This is a genomic window from Sphingomonas sp. J315, from assembly GCF_024666595.1.
Classification (GTDB): Bacteria; Pseudomonadota; Alphaproteobacteria; order Sphingomonadales; family Sphingomonadaceae; genus Sphingomonas.
In genome coordinates, this window is record NZ_CP088296.1 from 3,155,430 (window position 1) to 3,178,791 (window position 23,362).

Annotated in this window: 23 protein-coding genes; 6 read left to right on the forward strand and 17 right to left on the reverse strand. The window is 66.1% G+C overall.

The features are described 5' to 3' along the window. Positions 1-31: 31 nt before the first annotated feature. The 10 genes from LRS08_RS16040 to LRS08_RS16085 form a co-directional block, all read right to left on the reverse strand. On the reverse strand, positions 32-646 hold the full coding sequence (locus tag LRS08_RS16040; RefSeq protein WP_257842749.1) for a response regulator transcription factor: 615 nt from the start codon (positions 644-646) through the stop codon (positions 32-34). Further along, positions 646-3,294: a PAS domain S-box protein gene (locus LRS08_RS16045; RefSeq protein WP_257842748.1), complete on the reverse strand. Its 2,649-nt coding sequence runs from the start codon at positions 3,292-3,294 to the stop codon at positions 646-648. The genes LRS08_RS16040 and LRS08_RS16045 overlap by 1 nt, the downstream gene beginning before the upstream one ends. A gap of 107 nt (positions 3,295-3,401) precedes the next feature. Further along, complete coding sequence (locus LRS08_RS16050) at positions 3,402-4,502, reverse strand: helix-turn-helix domain-containing protein (RefSeq protein WP_257842747.1); 1,101 nt, start codon at positions 4,500-4,502, stop codon at positions 3,402-3,404. Positions 4,503-4,579: 77 nt separating this feature from the next. Next, entirely contained in the window at positions 4,580-5,056 is a 477-nt protein-coding gene (locus tag LRS08_RS16055) for a hypothetical protein (RefSeq protein WP_257842746.1), read from the reverse strand. 28 nt (positions 5,057-5,084) lie between these two features. Further along, on the reverse strand, positions 5,085-6,116 hold the full coding sequence (locus LRS08_RS16060) for a sigma-70 family RNA polymerase sigma factor (protein WP_257842745.1): 1,032 nt from the start codon (positions 6,114-6,116) through the stop codon (positions 5,085-5,087). Positions 6,117-6,253: 137 nt separating this feature from the next. Continuing rightward, on the reverse strand, positions 6,254-7,600 hold the full coding sequence (locus tag LRS08_RS16065; protein ID WP_260480946.1) for a globin-coupled sensor protein: 1,347 nt from the start codon (positions 7,598-7,600) through the stop codon (positions 6,254-6,256). A gap of 87 nt (positions 7,601-7,687) precedes the next feature. Beyond that, positions 7,688-8,659 (reverse strand): peptidoglycan-binding protein, encoded by a 972-nt coding sequence (locus tag LRS08_RS16070; RefSeq protein ID WP_260480947.1) that lies wholly within the window; start codon positions 8,657-8,659, stop codon positions 7,688-7,690. Further along, entirely contained in the window at positions 8,656-9,093 is a 438-nt protein-coding gene (locus tag LRS08_RS16075; RefSeq protein WP_257842742.1) for a hypothetical protein, read from the reverse strand. The genes LRS08_RS16070 and LRS08_RS16075 overlap by 4 nt, the downstream gene beginning before the upstream one ends. Then, the gene (fliI, locus tag LRS08_RS16080) at positions 9,077-10,414 is read right to left on the reverse strand and encodes a flagellar protein export ATPase FliI (protein ID WP_260480948.1); all 1,338 of its coding nucleotides are present in this window, start codon (positions 10,412-10,414) and stop codon (positions 9,077-9,079) included. The genes LRS08_RS16075 and fliI overlap by 17 nt, the downstream gene beginning before the upstream one ends. An 11-nt stretch (positions 10,415-10,425) precedes the next feature. Continuing rightward, the gene (locus LRS08_RS16085) at positions 10,426-10,821 is read right to left on the reverse strand and encodes a flagellar biosynthesis repressor FlbT (RefSeq protein ID WP_257842741.1); all 396 of its coding nucleotides are present in this window, start codon (positions 10,819-10,821) and stop codon (positions 10,426-10,428) included. A 177-nt stretch (positions 10,822-10,998) separates the two neighbouring features. On the opposite strand from LRS08_RS16085, the gene LRS08_RS16090 reads away from it, so the two are divergent. The 5 genes from LRS08_RS16090 to LRS08_RS16110 all read left to right on the forward strand — a co-directional run bounded on the left by LRS08_RS16090 (position 10,999) and on the right by LRS08_RS16110 (position 17,350). Continuing rightward, positions 10,999-12,303, forward strand: coding sequence for a flagellar hook protein FlgE (locus LRS08_RS16090; RefSeq protein ID WP_257842740.1), 1,305 nt, complete (start codon positions 10,999-11,001; stop codon positions 12,301-12,303). Between the two features lie 25 nt (positions 12,304-12,328). Further along, positions 12,329-14,434, forward strand: coding sequence for a flagellar hook-associated protein FlgK (locus LRS08_RS16095; protein WP_260480949.1), 2,106 nt, complete (start codon positions 12,329-12,331; stop codon positions 14,432-14,434). Between the two features lie 11 nt (positions 14,435-14,445). After that, positions 14,446-14,865, forward strand: a complete 420-nt coding sequence (locus LRS08_RS16100) for a hypothetical protein (RefSeq protein ID WP_257842739.1) — start codon at positions 14,446-14,448, stop codon at positions 14,863-14,865. Beyond that, a complete protein-coding gene (locus LRS08_RS16105; protein ID WP_257842738.1) occupies positions 14,862-15,347 on the forward strand; it encodes a flagellin in 486 nt (161 codons plus the stop codon). The genes LRS08_RS16100 and LRS08_RS16105 overlap by 4 nt, the downstream gene beginning before the upstream one ends. A 68-nt stretch (positions 15,348-15,415) precedes the next feature. Beyond that, positions 15,416-17,350, forward strand: a complete 1,935-nt coding sequence (locus tag LRS08_RS16110; protein ID WP_257842737.1) for a methyl-accepting chemotaxis protein — start codon at positions 15,416-15,418, stop codon at positions 17,348-17,350. A gap of 277 nt (positions 17,351-17,627) precedes the next feature. Here LRS08_RS16110 and LRS08_RS16115 read toward each other — a convergent pair whose 3' ends face one another. Next, positions 17,628-19,373, reverse strand: coding sequence for an endoglucanase (locus tag LRS08_RS16115; protein ID WP_257842736.1), 1,746 nt, complete (start codon positions 19,371-19,373; stop codon positions 17,628-17,630). Then, on the reverse strand, positions 19,370-19,615 hold the full coding sequence (locus tag LRS08_RS16120; protein ID WP_257842735.1) for a hypothetical protein: 246 nt from the start codon (positions 19,613-19,615) through the stop codon (positions 19,370-19,372). Before LRS08_RS16120 ends, LRS08_RS16115 begins: the two co-directional genes overlap by 4 nt. A gap of 101 nt (positions 19,616-19,716) precedes the next feature. Here LRS08_RS16120 and LRS08_RS16125 point away from each other — a divergent pair, with 101 nt between their 5' ends. Beyond that, on the forward strand, positions 19,717-20,127 hold the full coding sequence (locus LRS08_RS16125; protein WP_260480950.1) for a hypothetical protein: 411 nt from the start codon (positions 19,717-19,719) through the stop codon (positions 20,125-20,127). Here the strand turns inward: LRS08_RS16125 and LRS08_RS16130 are convergent. The 5 genes from LRS08_RS16130 to LRS08_RS16150 form a co-directional block, all read right to left on the reverse strand. Then, entirely contained in the window at positions 20,124-20,774 is a 651-nt protein-coding gene (locus LRS08_RS16130; protein WP_257842733.1) for a GAF domain-containing protein, read from the reverse strand. The genes LRS08_RS16125 and LRS08_RS16130 overlap by 4 nt on opposite strands. Positions 20,775-20,867: 93 nt before the next feature. Next, on the reverse strand, positions 20,868-21,452 hold the full coding sequence (locus tag LRS08_RS16135; RefSeq protein ID WP_257842732.1) for a MotE family protein: 585 nt from the start codon (positions 21,450-21,452) through the stop codon (positions 20,868-20,870). Beyond that, entirely contained in the window at positions 21,452-21,790 is a 339-nt protein-coding gene (locus tag LRS08_RS16140; RefSeq protein ID WP_257842730.1) for a DUF6468 domain-containing protein, read from the reverse strand. The genes LRS08_RS16135 and LRS08_RS16140 overlap by 1 nt, the downstream gene beginning before the upstream one ends. Beyond that, positions 21,787-22,806: a flagellar motor switch protein FliM gene (gene fliM, locus LRS08_RS16145; RefSeq protein WP_257842729.1), complete on the reverse strand. Its 1,020-nt coding sequence runs from the start codon at positions 22,804-22,806 to the stop codon at positions 21,787-21,789. Before fliM ends, LRS08_RS16140 begins: the two co-directional genes overlap by 4 nt. Next, entirely contained in the window at positions 22,803-23,354 is a 552-nt protein-coding gene (locus LRS08_RS16150; protein WP_260480951.1) for a flagellar basal body-associated FliL family protein, read from the reverse strand. Before LRS08_RS16150 ends, fliM begins: the two co-directional genes overlap by 4 nt. Positions 23,355-23,362: the final 8 nt, after the last annotated feature.

A 23,362-nucleotide genomic window follows, 5' to 3' on the forward strand; every position in this document is an offset into this window, starting at 1 on the left:
CCGGTGTCGAAGCGGCTGAGTTGATCGAACGCTACACCGGTGCAGCAACCTCCGCAGCATAAGCGAGGCGCAGCGCTTCGGACAGGCTGCTGACGTCCAGCTTTTCCATCATGTTGGCGCGATAGATTTCCACCGTGCGCGGTGACAGGTCGAGCTGATGTGCGATCACCTTGTTCGGTCGCCCTTCGATCAGGCCCATCAGCACTTCATGCTCGCGCGGTGACAAACGGGCGATCCGCTCGCGCGCCTGTTCGCGCCGCTCGGCGATGCCACTGGTCTCGCTGAACCGCGCGAACGCCTCATCCAGCAGATTGAGGAGATGATGGGGGTCATAGGGCTTTTCGAGAAAGTCGGTCGCGCCCGCCTTCATTGCCTGGACCGCGAGCGAAATGTCACCCTGGCCGGTCAACATGATCGTGAGGAACTTGGCGGTGCGGTCCTGCAGCTCGCGCATGACCTCAATCCCGTTGCGTCCCGGCATCTGGAAGTCGAGCAGCAGCACGCCGCCGTCGCTCGGTTCGATATTGTCGAGAAACGCATCGCCCGATGCGAAAACGCGGATCACCAGATTGGGGCGTTCGGACAGCAATCCGTGCAGCGATTGACGGACGGCCTGGTCGTCGTCGACGATATATACGCTCTGCATCACTCCTCCCCCAAACTCCGCTCGATACCCGGGACTGTAAAGCGGAATGTGGCGCCGCCCTGGTCGTTATTCTGCGCCGACATCGTTCCCCCGTGCGCTTCCACGATCCTGCGACAGATCAGCAGGCCAATACCCATACTGCCCTCACCCTTGGTGGAATTGAACGGAAGAAACATCTGTTCGAGAATCGGTTTCGCCAGACCTGGTCCATTGTCGGACACCGAAAACTCGATACGGTCGCCGTCCAGCTTACGGGTCGCGACGCGAATGCTGCGCTGGTCTGCCGCGGTTGCGCGTAACGCCTCCAGCGCGTTGCGCATCAGATTGACCAGAACCTGTTGGATCTGGATCTTGTCGGCGAACATGTACGGCGCCTCTGGTGCAAGATCATAGGCTACCGATACGTCCAATCGCTGCGTTCCCACAAGTACCAAAGCGCTGGCCTCGCGAATTGCAGTTTCGACCGCTTCTACGCGCAGGTCGACATCGCGGCGCGATACGAAATCGCGCAGCCGCCGAATGATCTCGCCCGCGCGCAACGTCTGCTCGCGCGTCGTGCAGAGCTGGGCGAGGAGGCGTTCATAGATCGGGTCGGGAACCTCATCGCTTTCCAGGATGACTTCGGCGGTTGCGATATGGTTGGCGATGGCGGCGAGCGGCTGGTTGATTTCGTGCGCAAGCGCGGCGGCAAGCTCGCCCATCGCGTTGATCCGCCCGATCTGCGTCAGTTCGTTCGCCAGTTGCTCCAGCCGCTCCTCGCCGCGCAACCGTTCGGACAGGTCGGTGATGAATCCGGTGAAGACGCGATTGTCCTCATACACCGCTTCTCCGACATGCAGCTCGATCGGGAACTCGCTGCCATCGGCGTGCAAGGCGGTCAGGATGCGCGGCCGCCCGATGATCCGACGCTCGCCCGTGCACAGATAGCGTTCGAGGAACGAGTTGTGCCGAAGGCCGAAATCGTCGTTCATCAGGATCGACACGTTAGAGCCGATCACATCGTTCGCGGCATGGCCGAACAGCCGTTCCGCGGCCGGGCTGAAGCTCAGTATCCGTCCATGAATGTCGATCACCAGCATTGCGCTGGGAACGGTTTCCAGGATCGATCGCATTTGCGCCTCACGCGCGGCGAGTTGCGTCGTCTGCTGCACGCGATCGGTGACGTCGATATTGACGCCGACGATGCGGGCAAGGTGACCGTCGTCGTCATAGAAGCAGCGCGCCGACCCCTCGATCGCGCGCACCAGTCCGTCCGGCAGGCGCAGGCGATAGAAGAAACTGATCTGGTCCGCCTTCGCCCATACCGCCGCGTCGAGGCGCTTGGCGAACAGGTCGCGGTCCTCGGGCAGGATCGCCTGCTGCCAGCTGTCATAATCGCCGAGTGTCCCGGAAGGCAGGCCCAGAAGCGGCTCGGTATCGGCGAACCAGTTCAGCTTGCCGGTTGCGACCTCCCATTCGAAGATACCGATCTTGTGCGCCTCGGCCGCGAGCAGCAGCCGCACGTCGCTCTCTGCCGTTGCACTCTCCGCACGCAACAATGGGCTCAGGTCGGTAGCCGACAGGACGGTGACGCTGCCGCGCAGGCGGTCCTCGACCTGCTGCTCATGTTCCAGAACCTGAAGCTCGCGCCCGTCCCGGGTGATCTGGACCAGACGACGTTGGGGCCACGCGCCTGCGCCGGGGTCAGGTGTCGCGCCGGCATCGGCACCTTCCGCCGCGCGGCTGTGGAGCAGGTCCGTCTTGATCCGGCCGATCGCTTCGTCTTCGGTGAACCCGTACAGCGCCTCGCACCCCTTCGACCAATGGATGATGCGACCGTCGGCGTCGAGCATCGCGATCGGCTGGGCATCCAGCGTCTGGGCATAGATGCGCAGCGTCGATCGTTGGCGGGTCAGCCGCGCGATTGCCCATAGCAGCACGGATCCGACGATCAGCGTATTGGCGAGCATTCCCCAGATTTCGGCACTTTCGGGGAAGTCGCGGTCGCCGAAAAAGACCAGGTCCACGGCAAGCACAAGTGCGGGCGCAACCATCAGCGCCGGGACCGCGCGCAGCGGCATCGGCCACTCCTCGTCGCTCCCCGCCTGATAGCCGGACAGCGCCCGATCGGTGGCGGTGAGCAGCAGCCCGACACCCAGCAGCAGTTCGGCGACATTGGTCAGGATCGGAATATGCCAGGGCTGGACCAGACCGCCGCGGACTTCGGTCGCCAGGATCTGTCCGGCCAGCAACAGCAATGCAAAGCTGATGACCAGCGCCGCGACAAGGGCGGCGATCGGCGCGCCTTCGCGATCATTGCGGAACAGGATGATCGTCGCCACGCCGAGCAGAAGGATCAGCATGCAGGACACCGGGCTGCCGCCGATGTCCGTAAACAGGGACAGCGCGAGCAGTTGCAGCGCGAGCAGCGTCACCGCGATGCCCACCGCTCCGGCGCGCGTCGGCGGCACCCAGTCGCGATTGCGCACGCTGAGCGCAAGCAACGTGGCGGCAAGCAATAGATTGGTGGCCAGCGCAGGAGGCCAGGCTGCAGCGAAGCCGGGCAGGGGCGAGCGCATCACCGGTACGTCCAGTGCCCACCCCAATATGCCGATGATGCAGATCAAGCCCGCCGCGACGAAACAGCCCGCAGCCACGCGGCCGCGCAACGACCCCCTTGGGAACCAGAGACCGTTTGGCGTCACGCTTCCCCCATTACAGCCTCAACGCGGTTCAGGCCTACAGTCTTACCCATAATGGATGAGGTTACAACCGCTTACACAAAGCGTGCGGCGACGACAGCATGGGCTGTGTCTTGATTTAACTCACTGATATGAAGGGATTTTTGTGGAAACAGGCTGTGTCCCGTCAAGGTGCCATCCATTCCGGTCGCAACCGCCAGGATACGAAAGCCGCCGGGCTCGCGCACTGCGGCCAGGCCGCCGGCGATCGGATAGCGATCAGGGTCGATGAAGAGAATCGCCTGACCGGGCAGCCCCGCGCCCAATGTTGCGCGGCATAGCCGCAACGCGATGACGTGCGCGCCACACCCTGGCGGTACCTGAACCCGCTCGCCAGTCTCCTGATCGAGGATCAGCCCGTCCGCGCCGGCAAGGCCACGCACCGGGATTGTCGCCATGCTGTCGGGCATGGCCCCCGGATGAGGCGGGGCAGAGGCCTCCGGGGTGACGGCCTCGCCGCGAAGTTCGGCGCGCAAAGCTGCGATCCGCTCGCGCGTGCGGCGCATGCGCTCCGCTGGGTCGCTGACCGAGGACATCCAGGGGTCGAGATCGCCGGCACGGTGCAACTGATCGATCCGCGCCCGCAGCGCCGTTTCGTTCGCGGTGTCGAACAGGGCGGCGATTGCCTGGCGCGTGGGCGCGTTCCATTCCTCGAAGCTGCGCTGAGCGTTCTCGATGCGCGACAGGTTCACCGGCGCGATCTCGTACCGCTCGGCGATCATCTGGATCGTCAGCCCACGATCGGTTGAGCGCAAGTGCCGAACCGCAGCGGCGAGCAGGACCGCGAAGCGTTCGCGCTCCAGATCCAGCATCGGCATGTTGACGAACGGGGTCGCCCAACTTTCGATCGAGAACCCGTCGGCGTCGACGTCGACCAGCAGTGCGTCGGGCGCGACGCCGAGGACGTTGGCGATTTCGACCAGCTCATGCGCCCGCGCCGTCACCTCGCCGCGCTCGATCTTGGACAGGCGGATATAGGTGATACCGGGCAGCCGGTGGGACAGGCCGATCAGCTTCTGGTGGCCTGCACGGCGGCGATAGTCGCGGATATGGTTGGGAAAGACGAAGCCACGATAGGGGTCGACCGGCACATTGGCCGGACCGGTCGCAGCCAAAAGCTTGACGGGCGCGTCCATATCTCGGTCTCCTATATCCCGATGGATATAGGATAGCAGGCATCCCAGACGCTTCCAAGCATATTGAATTGAAAGAACTATCCGGCCTGACGCGCGGTCGAGCGAGGCGGGTGCGAGATCAGTGCCCAATTGCCGGAGGGGTCAAAGCGACGCAGCGCGACGAGGCTCCCCGGGCGGGCGATACGACGGTCGAGCCAGCCCGGCGCGAGCGGCCAGGGATCTTCCGGTGCTACCGCGACGCCGGTGCCGTCGGTGATCAGGCCGATGCTGTTGGGAGCCATTCCAACTGGCCAGCGTTGGCGGACACGTTCCAGCAATTGCCGGGCGAGCCGTTCGCACGACCGCGCATTGCGTTGGGCGGCGATGTCGTGACGCTTCAGCCAGCGATCCCAGCTCGCGCCGAAATTGCCGTTGGTGCCAATGCCCCAGATCGCAATCAGGTGCCCCGAATGGTCAAGCCAGTAGCGGGCGTTGTGACAAAATTCCCGGGACAGGTCGTCCAGGCCCGGATCGATGAACGGCATGAGGCCGTCGGCGCTGCCCTGAGCGGTCATAGTGCTCTCGCGGATCACGGATTTCGACTCAGCGCGAACGGGTGCTGCCGGGGACCAGCGCGATTTCGCGCTCGTCCAGCTCGACGGCTGGGGCCTCCTGAGGTGTCGGGGTGACCGCGATCACGCGGCTGAGCCGGTTGTGCGGCGCATTGTGATCGGGAAGGACGCTGACGGCGGGCGTCTCGACCTTGTCGCTCGCGCGGCGGCGCGGCGTCGCGGCGGGGCGTTCGAACATGCCGCCGAAGCGCGGATCGTTGGCGGCGATGTCTGCGATCGTCTTGGCGGCGCGCTTGGCGACCTGACGCTGACGCTCACGCTCCTGCGGATCGGCCTCCACCTCGATATCGGCGGCATCGTCGGACAGGCGGCGCGCGACGGTGCGGCGCTGCGCTTCCAGCTTCTCCTCGAGCTCGGCGATTTCAGCCGGATCGATGATCGCGGCACCGGCGCGATAACGGGGAAGGCGCGGATCCTGAACCTGCACCGACCGGGTATTGCGGGCGCGGCGCCTGAGCTGCTCCATCGCGACGCCGCGCAGATGATCGACATAGGCGTCGAGCAGCGCTTCACGGGTCTTGATCGCGAGGTGCTCGCCGGCTGCGGCCTCGGTGCGCTCAAGGGCGTATTCGTCCTCGACCATGCTCTCCAGCGTATTGGCCTCGCCCTCGGCACCCAGGCTCATCGCATGCAGCGAGACGGTGGTGGCTTCGACCTTCTTCGCCGAGGGGCGCTGGTCGGTCATGACGCGGAAGCGGAGGCTCTGCAGCTCGCCGCGCAGCTGCCAGTTGACGAAGGTCGTGAACTGGGCGCGCTCGGAGTCATAGGCCTGGATCGCACGGTGAACACCGATCGCGCAGCACTGCTCGGCATCGTCCCAGTGGCCGGCAAGGCCATACTGGCGGATGAAGTGGCGGATGCGCGGGGCGAGCAGCTTGAGCACCTGGGCAAAGGCCCGCTCGCCATAGACGCGCTGGCGGTTGGTCTGCGTCTGGCCGTCCTTGGCCATGTTCTCGATGACAGCGGCAACAGCAACTTCGAGCGCGGCAGTGGTGTTCGACATGATCGTCCCCTCGATCGTCTTCGCCAGTGCAGTGCTTGCTCCGGCTACAGGGGAATGATCGCCGATTGCGGTAAATAGGAGTAAACCACTCCTATACGTAATTCCACAATAAGTAGAAATACGGTAACCATATTCGTTCAGGCGGCGCGCACCTGGCTGACGAAACGGTGAACCTGGGCGGAGAGGGTGCTGGCCTGGCCCGACAGCGAGCTCGCGGAGGAGAAGACCTGATTTGCCGCGGTTCCAGTGGCTTCCGACGCCTGGCTGACCCCGACGATGTTGGCGGACACCTCATGCGCCGCCTGGGCGGTTTGCTGGATGTTGCGGCTGATATCGGCGGTGGCGCTATTCTGCTGGTTAACCGCGCTTGCGATACTGGTGCTGATTTCGGCGACCTGACCGATGGTCGCGGTAATATTTCCAAGTCCCGCAACCGCGCGCCGAGTCGCGTCCTGGATCTCGCGGACCTGGCCCTCGACATCCTCCGTCATCCGTTCGGTCTGGCTTGCCAGCGCCTTCACTTCGGCTGCCACGACCTCGAACGCCTTGCCGGCCTCACCCGCACGCGCCGCCTCGATCGAGGCGTTGAGCGCCAGCATGTTGGTCTTGCCGGCAATTTGCCCGATCAGACCGACCACGGTGCCGATGCGCTCCGCAGCTTCGTCGAGCGCGCGCACGACCTGGTCGGTCTGCTCGGCGTCGGTCACGGCCCGCTGCGTGGTGTGGGTCGATTCGGTAACCTGCGCCGCGATCATCTGGATCGATGCCGACAACTGCTCGGCGGCCGATGCGACGGTCTGCACCCCGGCGCTGGCCTGTTCGGCGGCGGCCGCGACGGCAAGCGCACGGTTGTTTGCCTCGCCGGTATTGGCGGTCATCGACTGGGCGCTGGCTTCCAGCTCGTTCGACGCGACGCTCAACTGGTCGACAAGTCCTGCGACCTGTGCCTGGAAGTCCTCCGCGAGCGCGGCGAGCTTCTGGTCATAGGCGACCTTGTTCTCGGCGATATAGCAGGAGATGGCGAGATCCATGTCGATCATCACCGCCATGTTGATCGCGGTGCACAGGTCCGCCGTACGCGCCGCTCCGGCGCCGCTCAGCGAGCGACAGGTGCTGCGTGCGGCGAGGTCGAACAGATGGCGCAGGATGAAGGTGTAGCCGCCGATATACCAGCGCGGGTCGAGCCCGATCTTGCTGTGCATCAGGCCTATCTTCTTGACCGACACAACATAGGCGTCGTCGAACCGGCCGCTGAACAGCATCTTCCAGTGTGCCGCCTGGGCGTTCGCGGCGCGCGGCATGGCCTCGGCGCCCTTGAACATCGCCGCGAGCTGGGGCCAGCCGCGCAGGTTTGCGTAGAATTTGTCGAGGATGCCCGGAAGCTCGCGCTCCAGCGTCGGCATGAACTTGGTCAGCGCGGCGCGCTGCGAATCGGTGAAACCGGCAAAGGCTAGACGTTCGACAAGTTCGGCGCTGACGGACATTTCAGGACCCTTTCATCCCGACGGAGTTCCTACCCATATAGGAGAATCCCCGGTCGCCCGGTCGGCATCCGCGTTCTTACTTAGCTGTTAAGCAAAGCGCTCCGGCCGCACCCGGCTGCCGACATAATTGTCCAGCCAGGCGCGGTGCGCCGCGCTGGCGTCGCCGGTGCGCGCGATCGCTTGGCTGGCGCGCCCGCCGCCGATCTGGGCGCGTAGCAACAGCCCTGCGCGTTCGTCGGTCAATCCGGTCTTGAGGTATTTGATCGCGTCGCCAGGGCCCAGATGATGGGCGAGATACGCGGTGCGAGCGACAGCGGAGGCATCCTCGCCGGTGGCGACCCCCGACCGCTCGAGCGTCTTCAGATTTGCCCGCGCATAGTCGGCGGTCGTCTCGATCGACGCCGTCGCATTGTAGCGCAGCTGAAGCAACTCGGCGCGCGCGGCGGGGCGAACCTGGCCGGACCGGTCGAGCCAGCCCTTTGCCTGCGCCGTCTGGTTGAGCCAGGTGCCGCGCGTCTCGGCCATCCCTTCCCAGGTGCGGCTGAGGAACTGGCCAAGGCCAGCCGCTGACGAGCGGCTGTTGCGCGAATAGATATTCCACTGACCCGCACTGTCCTTCGCCGCTTCGGCATTGACGATCGCAGCGAGCGCAGTGGCCGGAATGCCGGTGCGGTCCGCCGCGCGCTCGAGCGCGGGTGCGTGCCGGGCATTGGCACCGAGCCGTGCGGGATCGAGCGCGATTTCGCCCATGACGGGCGTGCTCGCCTCGACCGATCGCAAGTCGGGGTCGCGGATTTGGGAGCGGTAGTCGGGGCTGTGCAGCACCGCCGCCATCGGACGTGGCTGGGTCGCACGGCCCGCCAGTTCGAGCAGAGCGTCGAGGTCGAGCTTCTCCATGTCGGGGTTCTGCGGCACCTTCGCCTCGGCGTCGGGCATCACCGTGCCCATCGCCGCCTGCCACAGCCGCTTCTGGGCCGATCCCAGCGCGTTGCGGTGGATTGCGGCGGCGGTCGCGGCGGTGTCGGGCGAGCCGAGCGGACGGGTGTGGATCGTCATCATCGACGGATGCTCCTGCGCATTTCGCGCGCGCGCCGGACAAAGCGGGCGGCGGTCAGATCGTCGAGCATCGTCTGCTCGGCGGTCTGAGCGACGCGCTCGGCCTCGGCCTTGTACTGGTCGGCGGCATTGCCGATCGCTTTCATCGACGCATATTGCTGCGCGGCCTGACGGCGCAGCATGGCAAGCTCGACTTCGGCATCGTGGCGCAATTGCTCCAGCCGACGGCGCTCGGCGCGGGCGCGTTCGAGATAGGCGTCGGCATAAAGTTGCCAGTCGATTGCGCTCAGCTGGCGTTCGCGCACGATCTTGGCACTCAGCGCCTCGTGCAGCGACTGCATCTCGTCGAGCCGGATCGTCGCGTCGGCGATCAGCCCCTTGAGGGCATCCATGTCGCGGTCGAGCGCGCGAAGCGCGGCGTCATAGGGCGTGCGCATGCGCTTCCTCCACCAGTGCGTTCAGATCGGCAAAGGCCTGATCGGCGTGGCCGCGATCGCCCTTGCTTTGGGTCAGCAGTGCCTCAATCTGCGGCGCGATCGCGACGGCGCGGTCGACCTCGGGGTTCGACCCGGCCTTGTACGCGCCGAGCCGCACGATCTCTTCCATATCGGCATAGGTGCCGAGCACGCGCCGCGCGGCGAGCCGGGTCGAGTTCTGATCCTCGTTCAAACAGCGGGGCAGGGTCCGCGACACTGACTTGAGCAGGTCGATCGCGGGATAGCGTCCGCGCTCGGCAATGCGCCGGGTGATGACGACGTGACCGTCAAGGATGCCGCGCACCGCATCGGCGACCGGCTCGTTATGATCGTCGCCATCGACCAGCACGGTGAACAGCCCGGTGATCGACCCTTGTCCGGGCAGGCCGGGACCGGCGCGTTCGAGCAGCCGGGGCAGCTCGGCAAAGACGGTGGGGGTATAGCCGCGCGTCGCGGGCGGCTCACCATTGGCCAGACCGATCTCGCGCTGTGCCATCGCAAAGCGCGTGACCGAGTCCATCAGGCACAGCACGCGCAAGCCCCGGTCGCGGAAATGTTCGGCAAGCGCGAGGGTGGTCCAGGCGGCCTGACGGCGCATCAGCGCGGGTTCGTCCGACGTCGCGACGACGACAATGCTGCGGGCAAGTCCTTCCGGCCCCAGATCGTCCTCGACGAATTCCTGCACTTCGCGGCCACGCTCGCCGATCAGGCCGATGATCGCGACATCGCATTCCGTCCAGCGGGCGAGCATCGAGAGCAGCACCGACTTTCCGACACCCGAGCCTGCGAAAAGACCCAGCCGCTGGCCAGTGCAAAGCGGTACGAACAGGTCCAGCGCACGTACCCCGGTCTCGATCCGGTCGCCAACGCGGGCGCGCGATGCGGCGGGGGGCGGGGGGGCCTTGATCGGCTGGCGCGTCGCGCCCAGTGGCAACTCGCCCTTGCCATCGACCGGGCGGCCCAGCCCATCGACCATCCGGCCGAGCCAGGCGTCGCACGGACGGAGCGACAGCGCGCCGGGGTGGAGCCAGGCTATGGTGCCAGACCGCAATCCCTGTGGCTCGCGGAACGGCATGCACTGGGCAAGGCCGGCCTCGATTCCGGTCACTTCCGAAGGGATCATCCCCTCCGGCGTCTCGATATCGATCCGCGCGCCGATCTGCGCGGCACCCGCAAGGCCCTCGACCTCGATCAGCGCGCCACGCACGGCGGTCACGCGCCCGTGCCGCTTTTCCAGCGGCAGTGCGGCGATCGTGCGGGCGGCGGAGGACAGGCTGTGCATTGCCCGAGGTCTCAGGCGGCTTCGTCTGCCGGAGCGGCGGCCGCATCCTCAAGTTCGATCAGCGTGCGGCATGTGCCGAGCCCGCGATAATAGCTGCCCTCGGCGACCTGTCGGGCAAAGCGCACGCACGCCGCGCGGCCTTCGTCGGTCGCCATCGCGGGAATCAGCAGCGTCAGCTCGTCGATCACCTGGTTCTTGTGCGCCTCAGGCTCGTCGCCCAGATATGCCATCATCGTCGCGTGATAGAGGCGGCGTGCGGTGGTGGTGGCTTCCTCGGCCGACATGATCTCGCGACCGCGCAGCAGCGCGACCTTGTTCTCGATCACCAGCTCGGTGCGACCCTTGGCGCGCAACATGGCGCCATTGACCACCAGAGCCTCTCCATCGCGCAGGGAAATTCGCAGCATCGTCACGTCCTCGTATTGTGCGTTGCTGCTTTCATAGGAAGGCGGCGACGTGCGCGGTCCCGCACCCGGAAAAAATTGCCGCCCAGCAAATTTTGCGCAGCCGTGCAGACCGGCGGGTCGGGCGCTCTCCTATGATGGCCATGAATTGCCCCATTGGGCGCGAACCGGAGACAGTCCTTGAGCCTTTATTCCGCACTTTATGCCGGTGTTGCAGGTCTCGGCGCCGAAGCGACTGCTATGGCCGTCGTCGCCGACAACATCAGTAACATCAACACCATTGGCTACAAGGGGAACGACATCCAGTTCCGCACCCTGGTCAGCGACGGTCGCGCCAAGTCGACCTATACCGCAGGCGGTGTGATGGCCGCGCCTCAGGCGCTGATCTCGAAGCAGGGCCTGCTTCAGGCCTCGAGCAACACCACCGACCTCGGCATCGAGGGCGGCGGCTTTTTCGTAGTGCGCCAATCGCTGGACGGGGACGACGTCGCCTTCACCCGTGCGGGCTCCTTCCGACCCGACGAATTTGGCTTTCTGCGCAATGCGTCGGGGATGTATCTTCAGGGCTGGCGTCTCGACAGCTTCGGCGAGTTCACCAACACCGGCAACGTCCAGGCGCTGACACCGGTCCGCGTCAGCGATCTGACCGGTGCGGCCGCGCCGACGACCAAGATCGACGTCCGCGCCAATCTTCAGTCGACCGCGACTGCGTTCACCGGCGTCTACAACTCGGGCGACATGGCGACCGGCGTCGTCACCCCGAGCTTCAGCCGCTCGTTCGATATTTTCGATGCGCAGGGCACGTCGCACCGCGTGACAATGGCCTATGTCCGCACCGGCCCGAACACCTGGCAGGGCGAGCTGTATGCCGAGCCGGCCACCGACGTCACCACCCCGAACGGCGTGCTGGCCAGCGGCGAACTGCGCTTCAACCCTGACGGCAGCCTGATCCGCGACGACGCGGTTTATACTTCGGACTTGTTTGATCCGGTCGACGTGACCTGGAGCAACGCGGCCGGTTCGGTGCCGATCCGTCTGGGTCTGGGCGAGAATGGCACGATCAGCGGTCTCAGCCAGTTCGGGTCGGAATCGGCGATGATCGCCGCTACCACCGACGGCGGCGTGTTAGGCAACATCGCGTCAATCCAGGTGTCGGAGGCGGGACTGCTCAGCGCTGTGTTCGACAATGGCGTGACGCGCCCGGTGTTCCAGCTTCCGGTTGCGACCTTCCCCAACCCGGATGGCCTGACGCGCATTTCGGGCAACGCCTATCTGCTGTCGGACAAGTCGGGCAACGCATCGATCGACGTTGCGGGCGCGCTTGGCGCAGGCACGATCCGGTCGAGCACGCTGGAAGCCTCCACCGTCGATCTGGCGCAGGAGTTCAGTAACATGATCCGCTTCCAGCGCGCCTACAGCGCCGCGTCGAAGATCATCACCACGGTGGACGACATGCTGGCGGAAGTCAGCAACCTCAAGCGCTGATAACTGACCGGGCGGGGGGACTGACGTGTCGATTACCGAGATTCTGGGGGCTGCCGTATCGGGCATGAGCGCGGCGCAGGCCGGGCTCAAGACCGTGTCGACGAACATCGCGAACGTCGGCACCCCCGGTTATGCTCGGGAACGCGCGAACCAGTCCGCCGCCGTTCACAATGGCGGAGTCAGCGGCGTGCTGGTCGGCGAACCGACCCGCATCGCCGACAAGTTCCTGGAAGCTGCAGTCTACCGCCGCGCGCAAGACCTTGGCATGTCCGAAGTCCAGGCCAATTATCTCGATCGGATGCAGGCGCTGCTCGGTTCGCCAAGTGGTGAATCGTCGCTGCCCACCCGGCTCGACGCGATCACCAGCGCGGCGATCGCGATGTCGGGCGCGCTGGGGGTCGAGCAGAATGCATCGGACTTCGTCGCCCGCGCGACCGACGCGATCGGCACAATCCAGCGGCTCGACACCGATATCGCGACGCTTGCCGCCGATGCCGATGCCGAGATCGGTCTGACCGTCGAGCGGATCAATGCGCTGCTCAAGCAGGTCCATTCGCTCAATGACGCGGTCTCGCGGCTTGACGGCCTCGGCCGCAGCGCGGCGGGCACCGCCGATCAGCGCAACAACGCGGTGCAGGAACTCAGCAGCCTGATCGCGATCACCGTGCGCGAACAGCCCAATGGCCGGTTGATGATCGAGACCGCGGGCGGTGCGCCGTTGCTCGACACGCGGATGCGGTTGCTGTCCTATCCGACCTCCAAATCCGGGTCGGGTGCTGCGCTTGCTGAATATCCCGGCATCGACATCCGCTTTGCGACCGACGCGGGCGAGCCGGGTGCAGCGACCGGTGACCGCATCGAATCCTCGGCGGTGGGCGCAAAGCTTGGCGGCCTGCTCGACCTGCGCGACCGCGCGCTGCCGGGCTTTCGCGACCAGCTTGGAACCTTGTTCGGCGGCCTCGCCCGCGCGCTCAACGGCGCATCGAACGCGGCGAGTGCGGTTCCCGCGCCGTCGCGACTGGACGGGTCGACAACCGCGCTTGCGACCACCGACCGGCTCGGTTTCACCGGCGCCACGATTTTCGCCATTACCGACTCAAGTGGTACGATCCTCGCGCGCACGCGCATCGACTTTGATGCGATGGGGCCGGGGGCTACTGTTGATGATGCGCTTGCGGCGATCAATGCGGGGCTTGGAGGGACAGGCACGGCGAGCTTCGCCGACGGTCGCATGACAATCACTGCGGGTGCCACCGGACGCGGCGTTGTGGTCGCAGACGATCCGGCTGCGCCCAGCAACCGCGGCGGCGTTGGCTTCAGTCAGTATTTCGGTCTCAATGACATCGTCCAGACCGAGGGGGCGCTGCTCAGTCCCGCCGGATTTTCAAGCGGCGATCAGCACGGCTTCGACGCCGGCAGCACCTCCGACATCATGTTGCGCGATTCATCGGGTCGAGTGATCGCGCGGACCACGATGACTGCGGCGGCTGGCGGAACGATGGGCGACCTCGTCACCCAGCTCAACGCCAGCGAGATCGGCAGCTTCGGCACCTTCTCGATTGATTCCGCAGGCCGCTTCCGCTTCGACCAGGCGGCTGGGGTCAGTGGAACGACGATCTCGATCCCCGCCGATTCCACCAGCCGCCACGGCACCGGCATCACCTTTACTGCGCTGTCGGGTCTGACGGGTGGCGCGAACGGGCTGGCGCATGGTGAGATCAAGCCAGAGCTGCGCAACAGCCCTGGGCGCCTTCCCCTCGCTCTCTTCGACACTAGCGCGGTCGTGGGCGAGCGGGGACTGCTACCGACCGATACACGCGCCGCGCAATTCTATGTCGACAGCTTCGGCAAGGTGAACGACCTCGGCAAGGAGGGAAATGTCTCGCTGGAGCGCTACGCTTCGCTGATCTTGGGCGAGACGGGCACCAACGCGGCCAATGCGCAGACGCGGTACGAGGACGCTTCGGCGCGCAGCCAGGACGCGATCAATCGTCGCGACTCCTATTCGGGCGTCAACATCGACGAGGAACTCTCGCTGATGATCGTCCTGCAGAACAGCTATTCCGCCGCCGCGCGCGTCGTGCGCGTCGCGGACGAAATGTACCAGGCCCTGCTCGGGACCGTGAGATGAGGATCGTATAGATGCGCGTCGCCACTATTCCCCTGCAGCAGACCACTGCGATCTCGATTCAGCGCGCGCAGCAAAAGCTCGCGGTCACCCAGGCGCAGCTGTCGACTGGCAAGAAGGCACCCGACCTCGCCGCCCTGGGCAGCGAGGCCGTTCGCACCCTTTCTGCGCATACCTTGCTCGCCAAGCAGGAGGCGCATGCCGAAACCGCGACCCGGCTCGGCACCACGCTGACGCTGTACGAAACCTCGATCACCGCGATCGAGAACGGATCGATGGACCTCGGCACGCGGCTCGCCACTGCGGTAGGCACCGGCGAATCCGCAGGTCTGGGCGAGGCAATTTCGGCAGCGTTCGACCAGTTTCGCGCGATGCTCAACACGACCGAGGGGGGCTGCCACTCTTTGGCGGCGGGATCGCCACCTCGCCGGTGACCGCGACGACGATCGACCAACTCTCCGGGACCGCTGCGGCGGACCATTTCGACGATGGCGACGCGATTGCGCGTGCGCGTGTTGGCGACGGGCTCGACCTCAATTACGGGATCACCGCGAGCGAGATCGGGCTCGCAATGACCGACATCTACCGCCAGCTGGTTGAGGCCGGTCCATATGGCGACCGCTTGACCGACGCGCAGAAGACCGCGCTGACGAGTATCAAGGACCAGCTTGACGACGCCGTCACCGGTATCCGTACCGTGAATGCGGAGAATGGCCGCCGCCTCGCCCAGGCGGAGACGCTGGTGGATCGCTCCAACGAGCGCGCGCTGGTGCTTAAGGATATCATCAGCCGTAACGAAGACGCCGATCTCGCCCAGGTCGCGATGGACCTGGCGATGCATAAGACGACGTTGGAGGCCAGCTACTCGGTCTTCACCCAGCTCAATGAGCTCAGCCTGCTCAACTATCTGCGGTGAGGCGGCGCATGCGCGCCCCTTCGCCTTTCACTGACCCGCACTCAGAAAAAATAGAAAGTGCTACTCGCATGAACGCCTTCACCAACCTCAAGATCGCCTACAAGATCGCCGCGCTGATGCTGATGCTCGGCGCCGTGACGCTCGCGATTGCCATCAACGGCACCGTTTCGCTGAGCAAGGTCGACAAGGACTATTCGCACCTCGCCGGTACCGTGCTGCCCAACAACACCGAACTCGCGCGCACCAACCAGGGCGTGATCGATATGGTCTATTCGGGTTATCAGCTGACCGCCTACCCGGCGCATAGTGCTGAGGCACGCGCGGCGGTGGAGCGCGAGAAAGAGGCGCACGTGACGGCGCGCAAGCGCCTTGAGGATATCGTCAAGGCAGAGCCCGACACCAAGGGGGCGATCGAGCCGGCGATTCAGAAGCTGGATGAGCTCCACGCCCTTGTCGGTGAGTCGTTCAAGTTCGGCCTGGCCAACCGCAATGACGAGGCGCGCGCGGCGATGGTGCCCGCTGATGCCAAGGCGAACGAGGTCCGCGCTGAACTGCGCAAAGTGACGATCGCTCGCGCCGAAGCTGCGACTGCCGAGACCGAGAATCTCTCCGCGACCACCGCCACCACCATCACCACCATGCTGGTGATCGGCGTGCTCGGCGTGGTGTTCGCTGTCGGCATCGGCATCTTGGTCGCGCGCAAGACGATCATCGCGCCGCTGCTCGGCCTTGAAGGCACGATGCGCGCCCTCGCGGGCGGCAACAATAAGGTCGATGTTGCCGGCACCGATCGCATCGACGAAGTGGGCGGCATGGCCAAGGCCGTGCTCGTCTTCCGCGACGCCGCGCAGGAGCAGGAGCGCCTGACCGCCGCGAAGGCCGCCGCAGATGCAGAGCAGAAGATGGTGATCGATACCGTCTCCTCGCATCTTGAATCGCTGGCGCAGGGCGACTTGACCCGTCCGATCGACGCGCAGTTCAGCGGTGCCTATGTCGCGCTCAAGGACAATTTTAATGGCGCGCTGTCCTCGCTCAGCACGCTGATCCAGTCGGTCAAGGAAAGCGTCCGTTCGATCGGTGCCGGTTCGGGCGAGATCGAGGCGGCTTCAGAAGACCTGGCGCGCCGCACCGAAAGCGCTGCCGCTTCGCTCGAGGAAACCTCGGCCGCTGTCGCCCAGATCAACGATCGTCTGCGCAATGGTGCCGAATCCGCGACCCAGACCGTGGGTCGCGCCGATCAGGCGATGGTCACCGTCGGCACCGGTCGTGGCACCGCCGAGGAAGCGGTTGCCGCGATGGGCCGCGTCGCCGACAGCGCCAAGGGCATCGACAGCGTGATCGAAGGGCTCGACAAGATTGCCTTCCAGACCCGCGTCCTGGCGATGAACGCGGCGGTCGAGGCCGGCCGCGCCGGTGAGGCGGGCCGTGGCTTTGCGGTCGTCGCCGACTTGGTCGGTCAGCTCGCGATGCGCTCGGAAGAAGAGGCCAAGCGCGCCCGCGAACAGCTGACCACCACCCAGAACGATGTCGAACTCGCGGTCGGTGCGGTCGAGCGCGTCGATGGCGCGCTTGTCGGCATCTCGTCCGACGTGTCGGCGGTGCATGAGCTCCTGAGCGCGATGGCGCAGGACAACCAGGCCCAGGCCGCGGCGGTCCAGCAGATCGCGTCGGCAATCGGCACCATGGATGAATCGACGCAGCAGAACGCGGCGATGGTCGAACAGACCTCGGCCGCCGCGCGCAGCCTGAACTCCGAAGTCCGCGTGCTCGGCGAACGTGCCGACAGCTTCCGCACCGTCGGCGGTGCTGCGCCAGCCGCGCCGGTCCGCGTCGCAAAGCCGGTCTCCAAGGCCCCGGTAAAGGCCGCCGCGCCCGCACCGAAGATCGAGGTCAAGGCTGTGCCCCAGCCCAGCGAGCGCGTCTATCAGTCGCCGATCAAGCCACTCCCGGCCGCTGCGGTCGCGTCGCTGGTGCGCCGCAACGACGACTGGGATGAATTCTGATCCGCGAACGCTGATCCCCGAGCCGACCGGTCGCTTCCTCCCGGACGGTTTGACCTCGCGGCGGTGCCCTGTGGGCGCCGCCGCTTTTCTTTGTGTGGTGATGGAATTCCTCCCCTGCGCAGCAGGGGAGGGGGACCGCTCGCGCAGCGAGTGGTGGAGGGGCGGCCGCGCAGACGGCCGTGAGCGACCTCGCTAAAATTCCGCCGCTTGCCGCGGCCGCCCTTACCCTCAGCTAGGCTGATACCTCCCTGTGGGGCAGGGCGGAATTACAGGAAGCTTACCCGCGCGCGAGCAGCAGCAGGTCGCCGTCGGCGGTGGTCTCGGACACGCCGGCCATCGCTGCATCAAGTGCGGCGGGGTTGGCCGCGCCGTTCGGCGAGGCAAGCGCCCCCAGCGCCTCGCCGGCCTTTGTCCCCTTCAACGCGGGGAGGTATCGCTGGCGCAACGCGGCGAGGCCCGGCTCGTCGCCCAGCATCACCAGCGCAACCGCCTGACGCAGCACCGCGCCCTTTCGTGCCGGGGCAATGACATCGCGATTGGCCTCGACGAACCGCTTCCAGTCGCGCGCCTGCCACAGCATTTCGGCGCGAAGGTCCGCAGCTCCGTCGACATGGTCGAGCATCGCCAGCGCATCTTCGCGTCGGCCCATGCGCCAGGTCGCGATGACCTGCATGCGCCGCCGATCCTGTGCGATCGGTGCGGGATAATCCGGCCCGTCGCTGCGGCGCAGGATTGCCAGCACCTGATCGGGCTTGTCGGCAAGCAGCAGCAGTCGGGCGATGCGCACCGACAGCGGCCCCTTGGCGATGTCGATCGCGCGGTTCTGCATCTGGTGCTGCAGCAATTCGGCGGCTCGGACGTGGAGCCCGGCGGCGGACAGCCGGTCGGCAAGGTTGCTGACCAGCAGGTCGCCCGGCGCTCCCGTCGGTGACAGGTCGCGATACTCCCAGAACAGCCCGGCCGATTGCGCGATCGGGCGCTTGGCGTCGTTGACCAGCGCCAGCAGTCCGGCCTGAATCCGCGTCAGCGTCGGACCGGTCTGTGCGCCGAGGTCGAAATGACGGAACAAGGTGGCCGATGCGACCAGCGCCATCACCGGGTCATGCGCGCGCTCGGCAATCTGCCATTTCAGCTCAAGCGCCGTGCGCTCGACCTCGCCACCGCGCCAGCGAAAGGTAAGCGTGTCCAGCCGCTTGGCTGCCGCAGCGGGCTTCAGAGCTCCGCGCTCAAACCCGTCGCGGATCAGCGTCAGTTCGGCGGCGGCCCGCTCGGCGGCGGTTCCCGACAACATCACCCGTTCAAGCCGCAGCTTGCCCGCATCCTGCTGCCCAGTCGCGATCAACGCGATCCCGCGCTGCAAGTTGGCGGCGGAATGCTGGTCGGGAAGCGCAGCCAGAAATTTCAACGCGCGGCCATGGTGCCCCGCCCGGTTCAGGCCGGTCGCTGTGTCGAGCAGGAACGCTGCGCGCTCCGCCCCGCGATGCGCCAGAATACCCGGCACCGCACATTTCAGCAGTGCGCTGCCCGCCGCACCGTCGATCGCCGCACCGGCGCGGATTCGCCAGGCACAGGCTTCAGGATCGGCCATCAGTTCGGGCGCGTTGAACCAGGTCAGCGCAGCGTTGCCGCGCGCGGCCATGACGTTCGCCTTGCCGATCGCGAGACGCCAGGCAGGGACCATGTCGAGCGCATTATCGTCGCGCTGCATCGTTTCCAGGACGCCGAGCGCTTCCGCGCCGCGCCGCTCCGAAAGCAGTGCCGTGGCCAGTTTCCAGCGCGCGGCCTGCCGCGTCTTGGCCGTGCTGCGCGCGATGATCGACCAGGCGAGCGGGACATCGACTGCGGGATGTGCGCCCGGCGCAGCACGCGGCATCTCGGCGAGCTGTGCGGCGAAGGGTGGCGGTTTGGCGACCGCGCCGGTCGGCGCGGCGGGTGCGCTTGTCCGGCCATCGCCGGCCGCCACCGCGGCACTGGCGGTTCCGGCGAGCAGAAGCGTGGCGAGCAGACGCGCGGAACGGGTCATGGGCGCAGCAGCAGCCATGCCTGCACCGCGCCGCCGATCAGCGCGGCGGAAAGAAAGAGGATGGCGATCATTGTCCGCCCGATCCCTTGGTTCGCCCCTGCCGTGCGCGCGCGACCAGGGCGACGCGGCGCGGGACCAGCGGCAAAGCCGCCGTTGAGCGGTCCTCCCGCCGGACTGCGGCCGCGATCCGCTGGGTTACCGGCGACGACGCGCACCCGCGCTGGTTTTTGATCGTAGCTCATTCAATTCCCAACGGGGGCAAGTCCCAACACGGGGTTTTGCCTCTATTATAGGAGGGCGAGGCCATGTGCGGTCCGCGCCACCTGCCTTTGACGGAGATCCCATGCGCCGATCCGCTGCCCGACTCACCGCCGCCGCCGCCCTGCTGGCCGTGGCTGCGCCTGCAGGGGCCGCTGGCGGGGGCAGTGGTGATTCCTCGGTGGTTCCACTGGGCAAGTTCCGGGTGCCGATCATCGACGCCGGACGCCTGGACGGGAATCTCGAACTCGACCTCGCGATCACGCCAGCCGAGGGCGCCGATCCGGCCCAACTCGGCAGCGCCCAACCGGCACTACGCGCGGCGATGTTGTCGGCATTGCTGGATTTTGCGCAGCTGCGCGCGTCACCCCGTGTCGCAGTCGACGCCGAGGCGCTGGCCCAGGCATTGAACACAGCTGCTCACGCCGCCGACCCCCATGCCGGAAACGTCCTTATCCTGGAAGTACGGACCAGTACGGCCCCAAGCGCTCCCTAACTCTCCCGGACACCGGTCAGCGGCAATATATCGCGCATCAATCGGTCGATCGCGGTAACCAGCCCGTCGTCGCCGTCCCGGGTAGCGCGTCGGATCAGCGCCTCCAGTCCTTCGACGGTCGTGCGACCGACGCGGCGCATATGGTGCGGTGCAGCCGCCTCATCCAGGATCCGCAACGCCGTGCGCTCAAGGCGCGGGATCGCATGATCGGCAAAGTCACGTCGCACGCGGCGATCCGCGACGAACAATGTGCCGAGCTTCGCGCCCTGCACCCCACAGAGGGGAACGGCGGCATAAGCACGAAGCGCGAGCGGTCCGGCAACGAAGCGATTGTGCGCGAATTGTGGATTGGCGGGCAGGTCGGGCTCGGCCATCGGGACCAGCGTTTCGACCACCTCGACACATAGCGAGTCCGCAAGCGGGACGGCGTCGAGTTCGATGCCGCGAAGAACCGGAAGCCAGCAATAGCCACGGTCGATCAGGCTGACGCCACCAATCGGCGCGTCCAGCGCTTCGGTCAGTTCTTCCAGCAGTTCCGCAAATTGCGGTGATTCCCGCAGCGCGAGCAATCCCGATGCGAACAGCGCAGCGCGGCGCAGCGCATCTTCGCTCGACAAGGGGACGTCGTCCGCGTCGGGGACCGTCACTGCATTCTCCGCTCAAGAACCCCGCTTGTTGCAGATTGGTCTTCGCGGAGCGGGTCTGTCAGTATTGTAGAACTACAGTAGGCTGTCCCGATATCATCTTGCGGCGGGTCGCGTGCCCCGGGCCGGGGCCGCTGCGGCACCTTTTGCCTGTTGCGATCCGCCTCTGGCCAGCGCCATTCCCAGCGCGGCGGCGGCTTCGGGCGACATCGCCTGCATCATCAGCGCGGCGTTGCGGTCGCGCATCCGCTGCGCCACCTGGAACTGGACGTCGGGGCTCAGCTTCTCGAACACCGGCGCGGCCTTGGCCGGCTTCATCGACTGGAAGATGCGGGCGAGGTCGCTGTAGCGCTTTTCCTCGGCGGGTGGCTGGCCAGCTGGCGCACCCGGGGCGGGCGCGCCCGCTGCCGGTTTGCCTTCCGCTGCAGCCTTGGCTTCCGCCTCTGCCTGCTGGCGCTTCAGCCGCAGCCGCGCCGCCTTCAGCGCCTGTTCGCGCAGGTCCAGCGCGCGGCGGCGTTCTGCCTCCTTGCGCTGGGCGTCGTTCAGTTCGCCTTCGATCTGGCTGCCCAGCCGGGTCTTGGGGACGGCGGACTCACCGACCGTGACCGCTGCATCAACGCCGTTTGCCACCGCGCCAAGCGTGGCGGCGGCGGCGGTGAGAAGCAGGAAGGGGACGCGCATCAGTAACGATCCACCAGCTCGGCTCGCCGCGCGGCGGCGGCGACATCGACCAGCCGTTCGGCGGTCGAGTCCGCGATCTCGATCATCATTTTCAGCTCGTCCGCCACCGCCTTGGCGCGCGCCGCGTCATGCGTGCCGCGAGCATATTGCGTAAGCGTGCCCTTCAGTTCGGACAGCACCAGCCGCGCCTGCACCGTCGCCTGGTCCAGCGTCGAGACGACCTGTCCCAGATCGTTCTTCTTGAGCGCGTTGAGCGCGCGCATCATGCGAATGCTCTGGATGATGGTCACCGTGCAGAACAGCATCGTCAGCACGTTCGCGATCAGCGAATAGGTCATGCGCGCTTCTCCTTGGCGATGTCGGACACCAGCCGCACCGCGATCTTGTTCGACCGCTGGCCGATCTGGGCGCGACCGATGGTCACGCCGCTGCATTGCATGTCGAGCGGCTGGTCGGGGTCGGCGAACAGCGGGATCGTCTGCCCGACCTTGAAGTCGCGCACCGCGCCCAGCGGCATGTCGCGCTCGCCCAGTACCACGTCGAGCGTCACGTCGACCTTGCGGACCTCCGACGCCATATGGACTTCCCAGATCGTGTCACGGCCCAGCTTTTCGCCCATGAACCGCTGGTTGAGCAGGTGGCGAACGGGCTCGATCGTCGCATAGGGCAGCAGGATGCTGAAACATCCGCCGCGCTCGTCCATGCTGACGCGGAAGGTCGCGACGGCGCAGACGTTGGTGGTGCCGGCGATCGCGACGAAGCGCGGGCTGCTCTCGACACGCTCCAGCTCGATCGTGGTCGGGGTGATCGGCGCCATCGAGATCGACAGGTCGTTGAGCACATGGCCCAGCATGCGCGAGACAAGGTCGGTCTCGATCGTGGTAAAGCCACGCCCGTCGATCATCACCTGATCGCCCCCGCCGCGACGCCCGCCGAGCAGCGCGTCGACCACGGCATAGATCAGGCTCGAGTCGACCGAGACCAGGCCGTAATTTTCCCACTCTTCGACGCGGAACACGCCGATCATCGCGGGGAGCATGATGTGGTTGAGATAGTCGCCGAAGCGGATCGAGGTCACTTCCTCAAGGCTGACGTCGATCGCGTCTGAGGTGAGGTTGCGCATCGACGTCGCGAAGATCCGGACCATGCGGTCGAACACCACCTCCAGCATCGGCAGCCGCTCGCGGCTGATGACGTTGGATTCGATGACCGCGCGCAGCCCCTCCTTGGGCTGGCTGAACCCGCCCACCTGGCCGAACAGCGCGTCGATCCCCGCCTGGTCAAGCAGTGCGTCCGCGCCCGGATCGAGCCGCGGCGGCTCGGGCAGATCGAAATCTTCGAAATCGTCGCTCATTGCTGAACCAAGTCCTGGATGAGGACGTCCTTCACCTGATCGTGCCCCAGGATCTGGGTGGCGCGGATCAGCAGCTCTTCTTTCACGCGATAGACCGCGCCCGACCCGTTGAGGTCTTCGGGGCGCAGCTCGCGCAGGAAGGGCTGATAGGCGTCGATGACGAGCGGGAGCTTTTCCTGCAGCTTGTCGACCGAACCGGCGGGACCGGGAACCAGCACGAAATGGATCTTGAGGAACCGCGCGGCACCGTCCGCGCTGCGCAGGTTCACGACCAGCGGGGGGACGTCGAGGTAGTTGCCGGACTTGCCGTCCTTCTTCTCGCCGCCCTTGCCCTCTTCCTTGGCGCCTTCGTCCGTCTCGGCCTCTTCGCCCCCGGCAGTTTTTGCCGCCGCGTCGTCGGACCCGAGCAGGAACCAGGCCGCTCCGCCGCCGCCGCCGCCCAGCACGAGCAGGGCTGCGCCAGCGATGATGAGCAGCTTCTTCTTGCCCATCTTCCCCTTGGCGGGAGCCGTTCCGTCCGTGGCCTCGACGATGATTTCGTCGCTCATTGTCTGTG

Coding starts and splice junctions, on each gene's coding strand:
- LRS08_RS16040 (WP_257842749.1), bottom strand. CDS start 646: ATGCAGAGCGTATATATCGTCGACGACGACCAGGCCGTCCGTCAATCG.
- LRS08_RS16050 (WP_257842747.1), bottom strand. CDS start 4,502: ATGGACGCGCCCGTCAAGCTTTTGGCTGCGACCGGTCCGGCCAATGTG.
- LRS08_RS16055 (WP_257842746.1), bottom strand. CDS start 5,056: ATGACCGCTCAGGGCAGCGCCGACGGCCTCATGCCGTTCATCGATCCG.
- LRS08_RS16060 (WP_257842745.1), bottom strand. CDS start 6,116: ATGTCGAACACCACTGCCGCGCTCGAAGTTGCTGTTGCCGCTGTCATC.
- LRS08_RS16065 (WP_260480946.1), bottom strand. CDS start 7,600: ATGTCCGTCAGCGCCGAACTTGTCGAACGTCTAGCCTTTGCCGGTTTC.
- LRS08_RS16070 (WP_260480947.1), bottom strand. CDS start 8,659: ATGATGACGATCCACACCCGTCCGCTCGGCTCGCCCGACACCGCCGCG.
- LRS08_RS16075 (WP_257842742.1), bottom strand. CDS start 9,093: ATGCGCACGCCCTATGACGCCGCGCTTCGCGCGCTCGACCGCGACATG.
- fliI (WP_260480948.1), bottom strand. CDS start 10,414: ATGCACAGCCTGTCCTCCGCCGCCCGCACGATCGCCGCACTGCCGCTG.
- LRS08_RS16085 (WP_257842741.1), bottom strand. CDS start 10,821: ATGCTGCGAATTTCCCTGCGCGATGGAGAGGCTCTGGTGGTCAATGGC.
- LRS08_RS16100 (WP_257842739.1), top strand. CDS start 14,446: ATGCGCGTCGCCACTATTCCCCTGCAGCAGACCACTGCGATCTCGATT.
- LRS08_RS16110 (WP_257842737.1), top strand. CDS start 15,416: ATGAACGCCTTCACCAACCTCAAGATCGCCTACAAGATCGCCGCGCTG.
- LRS08_RS16115 (WP_257842736.1), bottom strand. CDS start 19,373: ATGACCCGTTCCGCGCGTCTGCTCGCCACGCTTCTGCTCGCCGGAACC.
- LRS08_RS16120 (WP_257842735.1), bottom strand. CDS start 19,615: ATGAGCTACGATCAAAAACCAGCGCGGGTGCGCGTCGTCGCCGGTAAC.
- LRS08_RS16125 (WP_260480950.1), top strand. CDS start 19,717: ATGCGCCGATCCGCTGCCCGACTCACCGCCGCCGCCGCCCTGCTGGCC.
- LRS08_RS16135 (WP_257842732.1), bottom strand. CDS start 21,452: ATGCGCGTCCCCTTCCTGCTTCTCACCGCCGCCGCCGCCACGCTTGGC.
- LRS08_RS16140 (WP_257842730.1), bottom strand. CDS start 21,790: ATGACCTATTCGCTGATCGCGAACGTGCTGACGATGCTGTTCTGCACG.
- fliM (WP_257842729.1), bottom strand. CDS start 22,806: ATGAGCGACGATTTCGAAGATTTCGATCTGCCCGAGCCGCCGCGGCTC.
- LRS08_RS16150 (WP_260480951.1), bottom strand. CDS start 23,354: ATGAGCGACGAAATCATCGTCGAGGCCACGGACGGAACGGCTCCCGCC.